The organism is Ohtaekwangia kribbensis (genome assembly GCF_042676245.1).
GTDB lineage: Bacteria > Bacteroidota > Bacteroidia > Cytophagales > Cyclobacteriaceae > Ohtaekwangia > Ohtaekwangia kribbensis.
Map to the genome: position 1 here is coordinate 1,921,726 of NZ_JBHTKA010000001.1, position 17,322 is coordinate 1,939,047.

A 17,322-nucleotide genomic window follows, 5' to 3' on the forward strand; every position below is an offset into this window, starting at 1 on the left:
ATATTTAATTCACAGGCAAATCGAACGATGTAATTTCACCGATCGAAAAAAGAGTTGGTACATTCAGTATCATAGTAATGTCTCCCTGATGGTTAACAATACCCGATAGCGATGTTGTGTTGTTGTATTGAATATGTGCAGGATCTTGTACATCCTGTGGTCCGATGGCCACAACTTCCCGGGCTATATCTACCGTGGCACCGATCAGCAATTGCTTGTTGTCAGCATCTTTTATATCCAGTACCAGGATGCGGTTGCTATGTGTTACTTCAGCAGAGGGCAATCCAAGTTTTTGTCGCGTATCAATTAGCGGAAGAATCTTTCCTCTCAGGTTAATAATACCCAGCATATAGGCCGGTGCGTGAGGAAGTTTTGTAACCTGATCTACTTCTATAACTTCCTGTACATGCTCTACCGGTACAGCAAACTTATCGTTACCAATTAAAAAAGTGAGATAAGAATTCGATGTAAGACTTGAAATCATCTTATACGCGGGGGTTATCTTTCGTATGTAAGAATTTATAATTTTAACACTGCAATTTTATTCATTCTCAATCTGCGCAGTGTTCCGTATAATTACGGCATCATATCATTTTTTATACAGAAAGTAGTATCCGTATTTATACTTACACACAAGTATTATCATTATTTCGCTTAGACATATACTATATATTATGGTATGTATCTTAAACTAATAGTAACGCCACATCCGATATACTCTATTTATCGTAAAATCCATTCAATTCACCTATTAGACGTTCCTGACACTTGCACAAGTCCAGCACATCATTCACCAACCTTAACACAAAATAATTTTATCGGATATACCTTACTTCATAGCTGTATGAATTAAACTTCACCTGCAAAAATCTATATCGAATCGTTTACAAACAGAAAAAATCATCTTCATGTAATACAAAGGACCTGATGTGACTACCTCTAAAAATGTAATGTATACGTGAAAGAATAAGTATATCGTGAATATCACATCACCAGGAAGAGAAATATGCAGAGAACTATATGAATAAAAAAAAGACCGAACATCCCGTCTGGATATTCGGCCTCTCTTAACCCAAATTGTACTTAACCTAACCTGTCTATGCACAGGTGAGAACTGCAACAAATCTACGGCAAAGTATTTTCATATAAACTCAAAAGATTACACAGAACTGCATCCGTATTTTTACAGAAGTCATTGAACTCAAATAACTGTTTACAACGTACCGGATCGTTTCCAGGTAAAGTGTATTTATACTATACTCTACAATCGCTAAACTTTTGGAGTATCTGCAAAGAAATACGATCATCATCAGGTATATCAGAGAACACAACCAACTTCACATTAACGGCACAGCTACTGCACGTTTTGTTACACAAAGCAACGAGCAGGGCTAAACAAGTAGCAGACATCAATGCCCGGAGCGCGTTCGATTCAACCTAAGCATTTGAACATAATCGACTTGAATTTTATAACGCACAGCCTGTAGGCGGCCACCAAACGAAGCTGTTATAATTGCGATTAAAAGGCTCCTTGGACCGGCGAGCAATCACATTATGCATTGAAATTGTGATGAGAGAATAATGCAGGTTTCGACTGTGCTTGGACCGAAACATGCATCAGTCTGAAATCGATCGTCACGAGAGTACGATCTTGGTCGTTGCATTTCAACCGAATGTTTTTCTCCCAACGCCAACGCCAGGTATATAACGTTATACCATATTCAACCGAAACGTCATCGTTTTCCAAAGTAAACTTATCACTGTTTTCGTTAAATTATCTTCATGAATCGTTTCCGTTAAAATCTCAGGACTCATTTTCAAAATAAAATCAGTATCTTTCTCACTCCTTTCTGACGTGGGGAAGGATAAGCTTTAACTGTTCCCAACCCACGCACAAAGTTCCTTTTCAATATTAAAATTCATTGCATTATGGCCCGACCACAAGAAACATTCAACAAAAAAGAGATGGAGAAGAAGCGCCTTCAGAAAAAGAAGGAAAAGGAACAGCGCAAGGAAGAACGGAAGGCGAATGCAAAAGACGGATTGACGCTGGAGGACATGATGGCGTATGTTGATGAGAACGGAAACATCGTATCCACTCCACCAGACCCCAATAAAAAGAAATCCATTAACGTAGAAGATGTGGTTATCGGATCGCGTAACAACGAAGGCGCTACTCCTGTAAACCAGCGAACCGGAACCGTTACGTTCTTTAATACCTCGAAGGGATTTGGTTTTATACGCGACACCGAAACCAAGGAAAGTATATTTGTGGGTAGCAAAAGCATTACAACACGCATCCAGGAAAACGATGTTGTTACGTTTGAGACTGAAATGGGACCTAAGGGGCTGAATGCTATTAATGTAAAATTAGTGAGGTAAGACCCCGTAAAAAGCATACTATAAAAAAAGCACCTCCGAATTTCGAAGGTGCTTTTTTTTTGGGGCATCAAGCCAGAAATATCAAACCACTTTCTTTGTGCTAGGCATCCTGTAATTTGGTTATGAGCAACTTGAATTGTTTCGTTAGTGTGAATTCATATTTGCCGGCATCCATCAATTCGCACGCCTTGGGTGAAAGCGAAAGCATATATAGTAAATCCTGTGCAGTGACTGACTTCTGTATATTATTCAAAGCTTTGCCCTGGTGAGCTTGCAATGTAAATGAATAGCCGTTTCGATCTTTCGGATTTAACGTCTTAAACTCATGACCGGAAAGCGTGTACTCCTGCGGGCTGCTTTCCGATGCAATCATCAGTTGAAGTATGGCCGGTCGATACTTGTTCCACAAAGAAACATATACCTGGTTATTGAACGAACTGTAAAATTTAGGGTCCATTTATATAGTTTTTAGTAAGCGTTCTTCTAACCTAAATAACTCTTCAATGATTTGCTTCGCGAAGTATGGCGAAGCCTGCGAGTTGCTTTCTCTTTTATTTGTCTTACCCGTTCGCGCGTAAGATTAAACCGCTCTCCTATTTCCTCCAGCGTCATCGGGCTGTTATCATTTAAGCCAAAATAGTAAGAAATAACTTCAGCTTCCCGTTGTGTAAGTGTAGCCAACGCCCGTGATACTTCGCGCTTCAATGAATCCATTATCAATTCCGAATCGGGTGTTACATCGTTGTTTACTTCCAGTACATCGAGCAAGGTATTGTCTTCGCCATTTACAAACGGTGCGTCCATCGACAGATGCCTGCCGGCTGAACGCATGGTGGTTTCAACTTCTTCAACGGGCACATCCATAAACTCGGCCAGCTCATCAGCAGAAGGCTCTCGCTGAAATTTCTGTTCGAGCACAGAGTATGTCTTTAACACTTTGTTCAATGATCCAACCCGGTTCAACGGCAAGCGCACTACGCGTGATTGTTCGGCAAGCGCCTGCATGATAGACTGCCGGATCCACCACACCGCGTATGAAATAAATTTGAAACCTCGTGTTTCATCAAAACGCATGGCTGCTTTTATGAGACCAACATTACCTTCATTAATCAAATCACCAAGTGTGAGACCATTGTTCTGATATTGTTTGGCAACCGACACAACAAATCGAAGATTAGCCTTTGTCAGTTTCTCCAGTGCAATCTGGTCGCCTTGTTTTATTCGCTTGGCAAGATCAACTTCTGCCTCAGCAGAAATCAGATCAACCTTGCCGATCTCTTGTAAATATTTATCCAGGGACTGACTCTCCCGATTGGTTATTTGCTTGGTAATTTTGAGTTGTCTCATTGAGTAAATTGAAAGTATAAAATACTATAGCTGCTTAAAAATTTATTTTTTATCTGTGTTCAGGGGAGGGGCATCTTCGGTTACACTGCGGTTAATGTTCCTGCGAATAAATTCATAATCGAAGAGGTTAAAAATGAACAAATACGAATCTGAGACCTTATGTCTCTTCAATTGATAAAATCTGGAAGGAGGGAACGTTCTTTCATGAGAAAATAACCTTCAGCGGATTCAAGGAATTGAATAACAAAACTACACATTTTTTTGCAATAAAGTTCATGCAAGTTCCGGGGCCGTTTAAAGCAAACGTTTGGCAATTGAAAAAGCGTGCATACGCTCCTCCCAATAGTCACTATATCTCTATATCCGTACACAGCGCATCGTGTAACCTGCAAAAAACTACCGGGGGTTAGTTGAATGTATCGGGAAAAGATATTTTACTTTGCAGAAATCAGATTGTACGGCATTGAACAACAGTAATGTTTTAATCATCGATGATGAAGAGAACCTGCGCAAGCTGCTGGCACGCGTAGTTGAGCTTGAAGGATATACCGTATACCAAGCGGCATCTATCAAAGAAGGTATACGGGTATTGGACAAAGAGAGTATCAGCATTGTTGTATCGGATGTCAAGCTTCCCGATGGCAATGGCGTAGAACTTGTGAGCAAGATCAAGCAAGATTACCCGGTGGCGGAAGTCATTGTACTCACGGCATACGGTACAATCGAAGATGGTGTCAAAGCCATCAAAAACGGAGCGTTCGATTATCTCACGAAGAGTGAGCATCCTGAAAAAATTATTCCGTTGTTAAGCAAAGCTTCCGAGAAAGCCCTGCTTCGGCAGAAAGTATATAATCTTGAATCAAAGCTTCAACAACGCTTTGGGTTTGATAATGTACTCGGCCAAAACAAACTGTTGTTACAAAGTGTAGAACTTGCCCGGAAGGTATCCGCTACGCACACAACGGTGTTGCTACTGGGCGAAACCGGAACTGGTAAAGAAGTATTTGCGCAGGCTATACATTATGAAAGTCCTCGTAAAGCAAAATCATTTATAGCCGTTAATTGCAGCGCGTTTCCAAAAGATCTCCTGGAGAGTGAATTGTTCGGCCATGCCGAAGGTGCTTTTACGGGCGCCACCAAATCGAAGAAAGGATATATCGAAGAAGCCCATGAAGGAACACTCTTTCTCGATGAAATTGGCGAGATGCACATCGATCTCCAGGCAAAGTTACTTCGCGTGCTGGAGACGGGTGAATTTTACCGCGTTGGCGAAAGTAAAGCACGCCAGGTAAATGTACGCTTCATTGCTGCCACCAACCGTAATCTTGAAAAAGAGTCAGAGGCCGGAAATTTCAGGAGCGATTTATTCTACCGGTTGTCAGTGTTCACCATTTCGCTGCCACCGCTTCGCGAACGGAAAGATGATATCAAAAAATTGTCTGAGCATTTTATCAACTACTTTTCTATAAAGACCAATACATCAGCTCCGGCCATGTCACCAACATTTTTAAAATCGCTGCAGGAGCATCCATGGAAAGGAAATATCCGTGAATTGAAAAACGTTATTGAACGATGTATTATACTGAATGACCAACCGGTACTCGATGCTGACATCTTACCTTACGATTTCAACCTGCACGATGATACCCTGACAGATGGCAGTATGGATCTTGCCTCTGCCGAGAAGAAACATATTCAGAAAGTACTGGCCTATACCAAAGGCAACAAGACACAAACTGCCAAACTACTGGGCATTGGGTTGACGACACTATATCAGAAGATCAAAGACTATAATCTGTCCTGATCGTATATATATGCCTTACTATTTCAGTATACCCTTTCGGAAACGGAAGGGTATACTTTTTTAAAACACGGTCACCATCATCTAGTTGGCGCGTGGTATAGATATTGCCTCGCGTTGCGTTTTAATGATGCAACTATGAATTCTGATCATAGCGACTTTCGTATAGAAGTCGCTTCCGAAAAACATTTTCACCTTGCTCCTCTTATAGCCGAAACCATGTCACGAAGTGCAGCTGCGCGCGGAACCGGAATTTCCAAACGTTCGCCTGATACATTGATAGACTATATGCGTGCAGGCAACGCGATGATCGCGATGTATCACGACAACACCTGGGCAGGTTTCTGTTACCTTGCATGCTGGCAAAATGGATTGTTTGTATCGAACTCCGGGCTTATCGTTGCTCCTGAGTTTCGCGAGCATGGTATAGCTACACAGCTCAAAACAAAGATCTTTGAACTATGCCGGTATAAATATCCGCAGGCCAGCATGGTTGGCATAACTACCAGTGCTGCTGTTATGAAAATCAATACCGAGCTTGGCTTCTACCCTACTGCGTTTTCAGAAATGCCACACGATGAGCAGTTCTGGAAAGGTTGTGCGTCCTGTGTGAATCACGACATTCTTCAACGCACCGGTAAGAAGTTCTGCCTCTGCACAGCCATGCGCTTCGATCCTGCTATTAAAATTGAGACCGTTTAAGTATGCGTTCAAGCCTTCCAATTTCGAAAGACCCTTCGGATTCCGAAGGGTCTTTTTACTTCATCAATCTATAAAACATTGATTACAAGTATTTTCTATAGCAGGCACACCAGTTGCCAGGCATCGGCCAAACACGATAAAAACAGATATGATCAACGAGCGAATTGCCCTGGTAATGCTGGAAGGTGAAATACCTGAAGGCGAAGCCGACCCACACTATACCAAGCGGTTTTATAAATCCATCCAATCTTTCACAGATGCTTCTGTTTCGCTCTGCGAGCAAAAGCATTATCGAAAACTTGAGCGCTACCTTCGTGTAGCCTTTAAACTATTCAAAGAAGGAAATGAAACCGTGAAGAACGGAATCATGAATGTATACCTGTACTCGCTCTCTCGCTCACTTGCACTGCATGAAAATGAGAAAAAATGGGTATATGAAAATATGCCAGCCGAACTCCGGATAGAGTATATGCGCCAGCACAACACCAGCATGCCTTAATCTTTCTGACGATAACTTATCAACACTAAACTATATATCCATGATTACTTTCATACTGATAGCATCGGGCCTTTTATGCTTCATGCTGTTTTTTAAAGCAATTGACTACTTCGAAAAACTATAACGTATATGATTATCCTGTTCATTCTATCCATACTGGTATTTATATACCTGTGCTACGTACTTGTAAAACCTGAAAAATTCTAAACTTATGAATACTGAAATTATCAGTGTTATTTTCATACTACTGCTAACATTTATACTGGCCATACCACTGGGTAAATATATAGCGCGTGTCTATGCCGGAGAGAAAACACTTCTGGACCCTGTTTTCAATCCCCTTGAAAAGTTATTCTATCGCATCAGCGGTATTAATATTTCGAAGGAGATGACGTGGAAAGAACACCTTGTTACCTTACTGACTATAAATATAGTATGGTTCCTCTATGGCATGTTGGTCCTGATGAACCAGGGCTGGCTTCCCCTTAACCCGGATGGTAATGCCTCCATGTCTGCAGACCTGGCGTTTAACACCACGGTAAGTTTTGTTACCAACACAAACCTGCAACACTACTCCGGTGAGTCCGGTGTGTCCTACTTCGGTCAGCTTACGCTCATGCTATACCAGTTTATCAGTGCTGGTGCGGGTATGGCCGTAGCGGCTGTATTGTTCAACGCACTACGCGAACGCACTACCAGCAAACTCGGCAACTTCTATGATTACTTTGTTAAATCGTGTACACGCATTTTGTTGCCGGTATCTTTTATCGTAGCAGTTATTCTTGTATTCAACGGTACACCCATGACCTTTGAAGGCAAAGATACCATCACTACGCTGCAGGGCGATACGGTACAAGTATCACGCGGGCCGGCCGCAGCAATGATCGCGATCAAACAAGTAGGAACAAACGGAGGTGGATTTTTCGGAGTTAACTCTGCACACCCCTTCGAAAACCCGAACTATATAACCAACATCGTTGAGACTATCTCCATTCCGCTCATCTCAATTGCGCTGGTGTTTGCATTGGGGTATTACCTGAAACGCAGGAAGCTCGCATGGATGATCTTCGCGGTAATGACTGCCGGCTTTCTGTTATTTCTCATCCCGACTATATATCTTGAAATGAACGGCAACCCTGCTATAGCGGCCATGGGTATTGATCAAACTGCCGGAAGTATGGAAGGAAAAGAAGTACGCTTTGGTAGTGCAGCATCTGCGTTATGGGCCATCGTTACAACCTGTACTTCGAATGGTTCTGTTAACGCCATGCACGATAGCCTCACGCCACTCTCGGGTATGTTCACCATGCTGGGCATGCAGATCAATGCGTTCTACGGAGGCAAGGGTGTAGGACTTCTTAATTTTTACATCTTCATCATCATCGCAGTTTTCATTTCCGGATTGATGGTGGGCCGCACACCGGAATTCCTCGGAAAGAAAATTGAAGTGCGCGAAATGAAAATAGCCATGATCGTGTTCTTGCTGCACCCCTTTCTGATTCTGGCAGCAACGGCATTATCATCCTATATACTCTATAACAATCCTGATTATGGCTGGCTCAACAACCCCGGCTATCACGGATTCTCCGAAATGTTATATGAGTATACGTCATCTTCAGCAAACAACGGTAGTGGCTTTGAGGGATTAGGAGACAACACACCGTGGTGGAATATATCCTGTGGTATCATTATGCTGCTGGCGCGTTTCATCCCCATCATCGGACCGATTGCTATAGCGGGTATTCTGGCCGAAAAGAAATATATACCCGAGAGTGCCGGAACGTTGAAGGCTGACACAGGAACCTTTGGTGTTATGACTTTTGCGGTGATCGCAATCCTGGTGGCATTGTCGTTCTTTACAGCGCTGGCGCTTGGTCCCATAGCGGAATATTACAGCATCGCTTCCTGATCCGCCCCGGTAGTATACTATAACATTTTTAATATATATCTATATGTCTGCACGAGAAAGAAAGACGCCCCTGTTTCAACGCGAGCTTGTAAGCGAAGCTTTGAGACAGTCGTTTATAAAACTGAATCCAAAAATATTATTCAAGAACCCGGTTATGTTTACGGTTGAGATTGGCACAGCCGTTATGTTCGTGGTTTGTATCTGGATACTGACGGGAGAAACTTCACAGGGAAGTTTCCTGTATAACTTCATCGTCTTCCTGGTATTATTGCTTACTGTGTTGTTTGCAAATTTTGCCGAAGGCATAGCAGAAGCACGCGGTAAAGCGCAAGCCGACTCACTGCGCAAAACACGTGAAGAAACCCCTGCGAAAGTAATTGCTGATAACGGTGTTATTACCACCCGCTCTTCCAGCCAGTTGCGGAAAGGTGATGTATTCATTTGTGAAGCCGGAGATATTATACCGGCGGATGGAGAAATTATAGAAGGCATCGCTACGATTGACGAAAGCGCAATCACTGGTGAATCTGCCCCTGTAATTCGCGAATCGGGCGGAGACAAATCATCGGTTACCGGAGGAACGAAAGTTTTGTCAGACCGGATAAAAGTAATTGTAACTTCCAAGCCTGGCGAAAGTTTTCTGGACAAGATGATCGCGCTGGTAGAAAATGCATCGCGCCAGAAAACACCGAATGAGACAGCACTCACCATTTTACTGGCGGCATTTACCTTGATCTTCATCATTGTTTGTGTTACGCTTCAACCTTTCTCACTCTATGCAAACACACCGATCACCATCGCAGCATTTATAGCACTGTTCGTTTGCCTGATACCGACAACGATTGGCGGGTTGTTATCCGCTATTGGTATAGCAGGGATGGATCGTGCGTTGCGTGCGAACGTGATCACAAAATCCGGAAAAGCAGTGGAGACAGCTGGTGACCTGGACACAATTCTATTGGACAAGACTGGCACCATTACCATTGGGAATCGTAAGGCTACAAATTTCTATCCTGCCAAAGGTATATCAGAAGATGATCTTATCGAGTGTGCAACCATAGCATCGCTTACCGATGAAACTCCGGAGGGTAAATCTATTCTTGAGCTTGCCGCAGGTAAAGGGTATAAACACCCCGCCACCCTGGGAAGTATAGCAGACCTTACATTCGGACTGCCACAATCCAAGATCATTAAATTTTCGGCTGAGACACGTACCTCTGGTATTGACCTGGAAGACCGAAGTATCCGCAAAGGTGCTTATGATGCTATCAAAAAACTAGTTGAGAGAGCAGGCAATACATTTCCTGCCGAGATAAAAAATACTGTCGATATGATTTCATCCAATGGAGGTACACCACTGGTTGTCTCTGTTAACAATAAAGTAATGGGTGCCATTGAATTGCAGGACATTATCAAACCGGGTATACGCGAACGTTTCGAACGTCTGCGCAAGATGGGTGTAAAAACCGTTATGGTAACAGGCGACAATCCGTTAACCGCTAAATATATAGCCCAGAAAGCAGGCGTTGATGATTTTATAGCAGAGGCAAAGCCCGAAGACAAAATGGAGTATATCAAAGCCGAACAGGCCAGCGGTAAACTCGTAGCCATGATGGGCGATGGTACCAACGATGCCCCGGCACTGGCACAAGCTGATGTTGGAGTCGCAATGAACAGTGGTACGGCTGCCGCCAAAGAGGCAGGTAACATGGTTGATCTTGATAATGATCCTACCAAGTTGATTGAAGTAGTTGAGATCGGCAAACAATTGCTGATGACGCGCGGTACACTTACCACCTTTAGCATAGCGAACGATGTAGCAAAATACTTCGCCATTGTACCGGCCTTGTTTATCACTTCCATTCCGGCATTACAGAGTATAAATATCATGCAACTGGCAAGTCCGGAGAGCGCTATACTTTCCGCTATCATTTTCAACGCGATCATTATTCCATTGCTTATACCGCTGGCATTGCGCGGTGTTGCCTATAAGCCTATTGGTGCCGCAGCATTACTTCGCAGAAACCTGCTCATCTATGGACTGGGCGGTATACTCGTTCCATTCATCGGAATAAAACTTATTGACATAGTAGTATCAACGATCTTATAACGTATATGAAAAATCACATTTTGCCCGCCACTTTATTAACACTTTGCTGCATTGTTTTCTTCTGCGGTATATATACCGCTGTGGTGTGGGGCGTTGCACAGCTTGCTCCCAACCGGGGTAAAGGCGAAACGATATCCTATGGAGACAATCGCTATGGTTTTGAAAAAATAGGGCAGTCGTTCACGAATGATAAATATTTCTGGTCACGCCCTTCAGCCGTTAACTATAACGCGGCAGTGTCCGGAGGAAGCAACAAAGGTCCGTCCAACCCTGATTACCTAGCGCAGGTACAGGCACGCATCGATACTTTCCTGGTACATAACCCGACTATCAAAAAGGAACAAATACCAGCTGAACTTGTAACTGCTTCCGGCAGTGGACTAGATCCTCATCTCTCACCACAGGCAGCTCGTATACAAGTAGCAAGGGTTGCCCATATACGAAATATAGATGAAGGCAAACTTATAGCCTTAATCGACCAATATACCGACAAGCCCTTATTCGGAACGGAAACTGTAAATATACTCAGTCTTAATATCGCACTTGATCAATTGAAGCGCTAGCCGTTATTCGTTATCCGTCATTTGTTATTCGCTATTCGTGAACAAAACATAACGACAATGAATAACAAATAACGGTTAACGGTTAACACAACCAGACATTCTATGAAACACTATATTCTATTCACACTATATATACTATCATTATCAACAACCTTCGCACAGGAAGAGAAAGCGCCTTCACCTTTTACCGTAAATGGCTACATTGAAACATACTATATGTACGATTTCAATACACCCCCAAATAATACCCGTCCCGGTTTTATATATTCGTACAACCGTCACAATGAAGTAAACCTGAACCTTGGCATGATAAAAGGTTCTTACAATACAGACAACGTACGCGCGAACCTGGCTTTGATGACGGGTACATACGCGAATGCAAACCTGGCGGCAGAGCCTGGTGTTCTTAAAAATATATACGAAGCAAATGCAGGCGTTAAACTCTCTGCTAAAAAGAACCTGTGGATTGATGCCGGTATATTTGGATCGCACATCGGGTTTGAAAGCGCCATTGGTAAAGATTGCTGGAACCTGACACGAAGTATATTGGCAGACAATACACCGTACTATGAAGCCGGCGCCAAAATCTCCTATACATCCGATAACGAAAAGTGGTTCCTATCCGGTTTGATACTGAACGGCTGGCAACGGATACAGCGCGTGGATGGGAATTCGCTACCTTCATTCGGAACACAAATCACGTTCAAACCTTCTGCCTCTGTAACTTTAAACAGCAGCACATTTATAGGCACTGATAAACCAGACAGTGCAAGACAGATGCGTTACTTTCATAACTTCTATGGTATATTCCAGGTAACTAAAAAGATTGGCGTTACCGTTGGCTTTGATTATGGTGTTGAAGAAAAAACACCGGAATCATCAGCCACCAACGCGTGGTATTCTCCTGTGCTGATTGTACGCTATGCCGCCAGTAACAAGATTGCCCTTGCTTTGCGTGGTGAATATTACAGCGATGAGAACGGAGTAATTATTGCTACCGGCACTGCCAATGGATTCAAAACCAAAGGACTGTCATTTAATGTAGATTACCGGGTACACGATGCTATACTTTGGCGAACAGAAGTGCGTACCTTAGCGAGTAAAGACCGTGTGTTTGAAAGGAATGATGAACCGGTAAAAGACAATACATTTATCGGCACATCGCTTTGCGTAAGTTTCTGAATCTATGGACGAGAAAGAAAAATCAGTGGAGCATTTTCTTAACCTTATTCGCAAATCAAAACGCGGCAAGTTCAAGATATATATCGGCATGAGTGCAGGGGTTGGCAAAACATTCCGTATGCTGCAGGAAGCCCATAGTCTTTTGAAGAACGGTGTAGACGTAACGATCGGCTACATTGAAACGCACAACCGCCAGGAAACCGCTGCGCTCACCAGCGGTCTCCCTGTGATCGAACGAAAAAAGATATTCTACAAAGGCAAAGAGCTGGAAGAGATGGATACGCAAGCCATCATCAATCAGCATCCGGAAGTTGTTATCGTAGATGAACTCGCGCACAGCAATATACCGGGTTGCAAAAATGAAAAGCGATGGCAGGATGTTATGGAGATACTGGAAGCCGGTATCAGCGTGATCAGCGCCATTAACATCCAGCACATTGAAAGTATAAATGAAGAAGTACGCACCATTACAGGCATAGAAGTAAGTGAGCGTGTTCCCGACAAAATACTGCAACTAGCAGATGAAGTTGTAAATATAGACCTGACTGCCGATGAGCTGATTGTACGGCTTAAAGAGGGCAAGATATATCCTGCTGACAAAATCGAGCGAGCCTTGGGCAATTTCTTCCAACCGGAAAAGATTCTTCAGTTACGTGAGCTGGCTTTGAAAGAAGTTGCCTCGCAGGTAGAGCGTAAAGTAGATACGGAAGTAACCGTTGATGTGAGACTCCGGCATGAGCGTTTCCTGGCGTGCATCAGTTCCAACGATGAAATTGCGCGCATGATCATTCGCAAGACGGCCCGGCTCGCGAGTTACTATAATTCCAAGTGGTATGTACTCTATGTACAGACACCGCGTGAAGATACAAACCGAATCAAGCTATCGGTACAGCGACATCTCATCAACAATTTCAAACTGGCTACGGAACTGGGGGCCGAGGTGCTGCAGGTAAAAAATAAAAGCATAACCTCCACCATTGTAAAGATTGTAGAAGAAAAACAGATCACTACCGTTTGCATTGGTAAACCACACTTTCACTTATGGCAGGTTATTCTGAAAACCAATACATTTAACCAGCTTTTAAACAAACTATCAAACTCCGAGACTGACCTTATCATTCTGTCATGAGTATAAAAACGAAAGTAGCGCTGGGGGTGGCATTCCTGTTTGCCGTTATTCTTGCCATAGGTGGCATAGGGTTATACTACCTGCATGAACTGTCGCAGGCTACACAGAATATAATTCGCAACAACTATGAAACACTTGAGTATACTCAAAATATACTCAAGCTCACGAATCATGATTACCCTACACCCATCGATTCGATCGAAGTAAATTTAATCCGGCAGGAGGCGAACATTACCGAACCGCACGAACGCAATGCAACCCTGCAACTGCGTACTGCCTTTGAACGATACCGTGCTAACCCGAACGACACCATCACTACGAAAGCTCTACAAATGGCAGCCCTGCACATTCATGAGATAAACATGAATGCCATTGTACGAAAAAATACGGTAGCCCAGGAGACCGCTACGCGTGCATCGACTTACGTGGTGATCACGCTCTCTATATTTGCCATCGTAGCGTTTACGTTCATCGTAAATTTTCCGGGCTATATCGCCAATCCCATTGTGCAGCTTACCAACAGTATCAAATCCATTGCCGACAAGAATTATGAGGAGCGACTCCATTTTGATCGACATGATGAATTCGAGGAGCTTGCACAGGCGTTCAATCAAATGGCTGAGAAGCTGGATGAATATGAACATAGTAACCTGGCACGGGCGATCTTTGAGAAGAGACGCATCGAAACTATTATCAACCTGATGCGTGACCCGGTGATTGGACTTGACGAACATAAGAAAATAATTTTCGCCAACGACCAGGCCCTGATCCTTCTAAATATAGGTAAAGATAAACTGGTGGGCCGCTACGCTCCGGATGTTGCGCTTGAAAATGATTTACTGCGCAACCTGATTCGCGAAGGAAATGCGAAAGGCAATGAAAGCAATCTGATAAAGATCGTAGTATCCGGTAAGGAAAATTACTTTGCAAAAGAAACCATCATTGTCCGCTATACTCCTACCGGTGAAAAAAATATAGCCTTGATTGGACAAGTACTTTTATTAAAGAACGTAACGCCCTTCAAAGAACTTGACCTTGCCAAAACAAACTTCATAGCAACGATCTCGCATGAGTTAAAAACTCCCATCGCTTCACTGCAAATGTGCACGAAACTTTTGCTGGACAATCGTGTCGGCCAACTGAACGAAGAACAGGAAAACCTGGCCGTAACGATGCGCGATGAAATTACCCGCCTATCAAAAATAACACATGAGCTACTCGACCTGGCCCAGGTGGAAACGGGTAACATAAGGCTTACAATAAAATCTGTTAATCCGAAAGAACTTCTTCATGCAGCTAAAGATTCTGTTAACACGCAGGCACAACGCAAGCATATTGCTATAGCGATAGAGACTCCAGAAAACATTTCAACTATACAAGCTGATCCGGATAAAACTACCTGGGTGCTTGTTAACTTTCTCACCAATGCTATCCGCCATAGTCAGGAACATGGTAAAATAATTATACGCTGCTTTCAGCACGATCATGCGATCCGTTTTTCGGTGCAGGACTTTGGTACCGGTATAGCTCCTGAATTTATGAGCCGTTTGTTCGAGAAGTTCTTTCAGGCTCCGGGCGCCACCAACGGTTCAGGATTAGGACTCGCCATATCCAAAGAAATTATAGAATCGCAGAACGGAAAAATATTCGCAGAAAGTATACCTGGAGAGGGCACCACTTTTTCGTTTGATCTGCCCCTCGTCTCATGATCAAACAATCTGAAATCATCAACACAGCAAGATCACTGCGTTAATGAATCACAGCTATACAGTATATATTAAAACTGAAAGTTGAAACCACCCAGCAACATCATCGAAGTCTTATCGCCATGATAGTACTCTCTGTTGTCGTCAGCCAACAAGTTTCGTCCATTCACAAAAATAGTTACTTCTTTTACAGGCGAGTAAGCCAACCGTGCCTGCAACAGTAATTTACATTCAATGTGTTGGTTACCGCACCACCGTACGCTTTGGGAGTAAATTTATGATCTGCTGTAATGTCTATACCGGCATATATATTATTGTTTGCCGGATGGTTGTTGTTACTTACAGCAGGCGCTGCCGTTGCTGTATTGAAATAAGGCGAATAGTCTTTCAACGTTGTTTTCCGGAATGACACAAATGGCCTCACCCCGATGTAATGATACCGGATATAGCATGATGGATTTAAAAGAAAGATGGATCAGTAAACGTGAGGCTATACCGGGCAATCAATAATTCTTGCTATATTAAAAGGCCAGTGATCAACGGGGCTGCCTGTGATGGATATTACGAAGCTATGCAGACCTGGCTGATCACCAATGCTTTCGCCAGGTAAAAAATAATATATACTATATCTGCCCGGCTACGTATCGCAGCTGACATCGTCCCAGGCCTGATCCATATAGTTTACAAGCCAGTTCAGGGCATAGTGTCTTTCGTATACAACGCTTGCATTAACCTCAGCAATCTGCTGGTTATTGATACGTGCATCTACACAAGCCCAGTCAATTCTATAGTATAGATCGTTGGCATCGAGAATTTCTTCTTTCGTGCGACTGCTGGTTATGGCGTTGATAAAATTATTCGGGTCCTTACCTTGTCCAATCGGATAGTCGTGAGGCGCTATAGCATTCAAACTGCATAATTCGTCCGGGAACCCAAGATCACTTACCTTATTCAACGCCCACATCAAAACCCAGATACATTCACACTTCCAGGTTTCCTGGTTGCGCCTGGCGTCTGTTGGGTCTGCCAGAAATTCCTTTTCATTGGGTGTGACTTCATCCCACAGCTTATACTGTTTCAGATAGGCTATCGCGTCATCACCGGTTATGTTACCAAACGCCACCAGGTTTGTAAAGGCCAGAATACTAACCCGGGTAGCAATCTCGCGGGGCGATCGTATTACAGTCTCATGTTCATCTTCTATACAGGGAAGATTCCTGTTTACTTTTATGTTTCGTTGCTGGAGTATTTGTTCGTTACGTTCCTTCCTGCTCTTTTGACTTTCGGAGAGTTCTGTTTGTGAAGCATCAAAGTATACCGAGTCAATAGAAACATCGAGTGTATCAATCTCGGAGTTACCTTGTCCATCGATTATTAATCTCAAATCTTTGTCAACAAAGTGTTGCCCGGAAGATCGGCTTATAACGGTGTTGGGTTGTACAAAAAGTATAGCATCAAAGTCTTTAGCGAACGTTGCTATCAGCGACTTTAATTCTTTGATCTCGCCCTTCTCTACGATCACCGAGAATTCGCAATTGAGCGTTTGGATCTTATGAAGAAATAAACCTTTGATCTTTTCATTCCTGGCCGGCAACGAACTCACAAAGCCGTATAGTCCTTTAAGGTTTCGTGTTAGCGGACTATCATCGATCTCGGGCAATTGGTACGAAGGTATAGTTCTCTGCCGGTATGACACTTTCATTTTTTTTGAAGAACTGAAGAGTCCACCCTTAATTTCAACATCAGCAATACTAAATTCGTCCTGAGTACCTACCGATATGGCTGCACCGGAAAATGTTCGTTTTACAATTTCTACAATTCTGTCAAAGACCAGGTGGTGCGAATAGATAGTGCAGATCATATATATACCCTGTGTTGTTTCAACCTCAATTAACTAAATTTCTGTGAAGATACATGAAGCCATCGGGATGGTAATATGAATATAAACCCGCTACAAGCTTAAAATATATCAAAGGTCTCATTCAAGATATA

16 protein-coding genes are annotated in these 17,322 nt (G+C 43.1%); 11 read left to right on the plus strand and 5 right to left on the minus strand.

Annotation, left to right across the window (positions count from 1 at the left end; translation table 11 throughout):
* Positions 1-4 precede the first annotated feature (4 nt).
* Positions 5-484: a chemotaxis protein CheW gene (locus ACFQ21_RS07675; protein ID WP_377577168.1), complete on the minus strand. Its 480-nt coding sequence runs from the start codon at positions 482-484 to the stop codon at positions 5-7.
* 1,445 nt (positions 485-1,929) lie between these two features.
* Between ACFQ21_RS07675 and ACFQ21_RS07680 the strand changes: the two genes are divergently transcribed.
* Complete coding sequence (locus tag ACFQ21_RS07680; RefSeq protein ID WP_377577171.1) at positions 1,930-2,382, plus strand: cold-shock protein; 453 nt, start codon at positions 1,930-1,932, stop codon at positions 2,380-2,382.
* Positions 2,383-2,482: 100 nt separating this feature from the next.
* On the opposite strand, the gene ACFQ21_RS07685 is transcribed toward ACFQ21_RS07680, so the two are convergent.
* Complete coding sequence (locus ACFQ21_RS07685; protein WP_377577175.1) at positions 2,483-2,839, minus strand: hypothetical protein; 357 nt, start codon at positions 2,837-2,839, stop codon at positions 2,483-2,485.
* Between the two features lie 26 nt (positions 2,840-2,865).
* Complete coding sequence (locus ACFQ21_RS07690) at positions 2,866-3,729, minus strand: sigma-70 family RNA polymerase sigma factor (protein WP_377577178.1); 864 nt, start codon at positions 3,727-3,729, stop codon at positions 2,866-2,868.
* Between the two features lie 439 nt (positions 3,730-4,168).
* Here ACFQ21_RS07690 and ACFQ21_RS07695 point away from each other — a divergent pair, with 439 nt between their 5' ends.
* From ACFQ21_RS07695 to ACFQ21_RS07740, 10 genes are all read left to right on the plus strand, one after another.
* Positions 4,169-5,533 carry a sigma-54-dependent transcriptional regulator gene (locus tag ACFQ21_RS07695; protein ID WP_377577181.1) on the plus strand — a complete coding sequence of 455 codons (1,365 nt, stop codon included), beginning with the start codon at positions 4,169-4,171 and terminating at the stop codon, positions 5,531-5,533.
* Positions 5,534-5,668: 135 nt separating this feature from the next.
* Positions 5,669-6,232: a GNAT family N-acetyltransferase gene (locus ACFQ21_RS07700; protein ID WP_377577183.1), complete on the plus strand. Its 564-nt coding sequence runs from the start codon at positions 5,669-5,671 to the stop codon at positions 6,230-6,232.
* A 148-nt stretch (positions 6,233-6,380) separates the two neighbouring features.
* Positions 6,381-6,731: a DUF7674 family protein gene (locus ACFQ21_RS07705; protein ID WP_377577186.1), complete on the plus strand. Its 351-nt coding sequence runs from the start codon at positions 6,381-6,383 to the stop codon at positions 6,729-6,731.
* Positions 6,732-6,860: 129 nt separating this feature from the next.
* On the plus strand, positions 6,861-6,938 hold the full coding sequence (gene kdpF / locus ACFQ21_RS07710) for a K(+)-transporting ATPase subunit F (RefSeq protein WP_377578283.1): 78 nt from the start codon (positions 6,861-6,863) through the stop codon (positions 6,936-6,938).
* Between the two features lie 4 nt (positions 6,939-6,942).
* Positions 6,943-8,640, plus strand: coding sequence for a potassium-transporting ATPase subunit KdpA (kdpA, locus tag ACFQ21_RS07715; RefSeq protein WP_377577189.1), 1,698 nt, complete (start codon positions 6,943-6,945; stop codon positions 8,638-8,640).
* Positions 8,641-8,683: 43 nt separating this feature from the next.
* Complete coding sequence (gene kdpB / locus ACFQ21_RS07720) at positions 8,684-10,750, plus strand: potassium-transporting ATPase subunit KdpB (RefSeq protein ID WP_377577192.1); 2,067 nt, start codon at positions 8,684-8,686, stop codon at positions 10,748-10,750.
* A gap of 5 nt (positions 10,751-10,755) precedes the next feature.
* The gene (locus tag ACFQ21_RS07725; protein WP_377577195.1) at positions 10,756-11,313 is read left to right on the plus strand and encodes a K(+)-transporting ATPase subunit C; all 558 of its coding nucleotides are present in this window, start codon (positions 10,756-10,758) and stop codon (positions 11,311-11,313) included.
* A 102-nt stretch (positions 11,314-11,415) separates the two neighbouring features.
* Positions 11,416-12,495, plus strand: a complete 1,080-nt coding sequence (locus tag ACFQ21_RS07730) for a porin (protein WP_377577198.1) — start codon at positions 11,416-11,418, stop codon at positions 12,493-12,495.
* Between the two features lie 4 nt (positions 12,496-12,499).
* Entirely contained in the window at positions 12,500-13,624 is a 1,125-nt protein-coding gene (locus tag ACFQ21_RS07735) for a sensor protein KdpD (protein ID WP_377577201.1), read from the plus strand.
* Positions 13,621-15,333, plus strand: coding sequence for a HAMP domain-containing sensor histidine kinase (locus tag ACFQ21_RS07740; protein ID WP_377577204.1), 1,713 nt, complete (start codon positions 13,621-13,623; stop codon positions 15,331-15,333). The genes ACFQ21_RS07735 and ACFQ21_RS07740 overlap by 4 nt, the downstream gene beginning before the upstream one ends.
* A gap of 184 nt (positions 15,334-15,517) precedes the next feature.
* On the opposite strand, the gene ACFQ21_RS07745 is transcribed toward ACFQ21_RS07740, so the two are convergent.
* Entirely contained in the window at positions 15,518-15,754 is a 237-nt protein-coding gene (locus ACFQ21_RS07745; protein ID WP_377577206.1) for a hypothetical protein, read from the minus strand.
* Between the two features lie 213 nt (positions 15,755-15,967).
* Positions 15,968-17,191, minus strand: coding sequence for a DUF4272 domain-containing protein (locus tag ACFQ21_RS07750; protein ID WP_377577208.1), 1,224 nt, complete (start codon positions 17,189-17,191; stop codon positions 15,968-15,970).
* Positions 17,192-17,322: the final 131 nt, after the last annotated feature.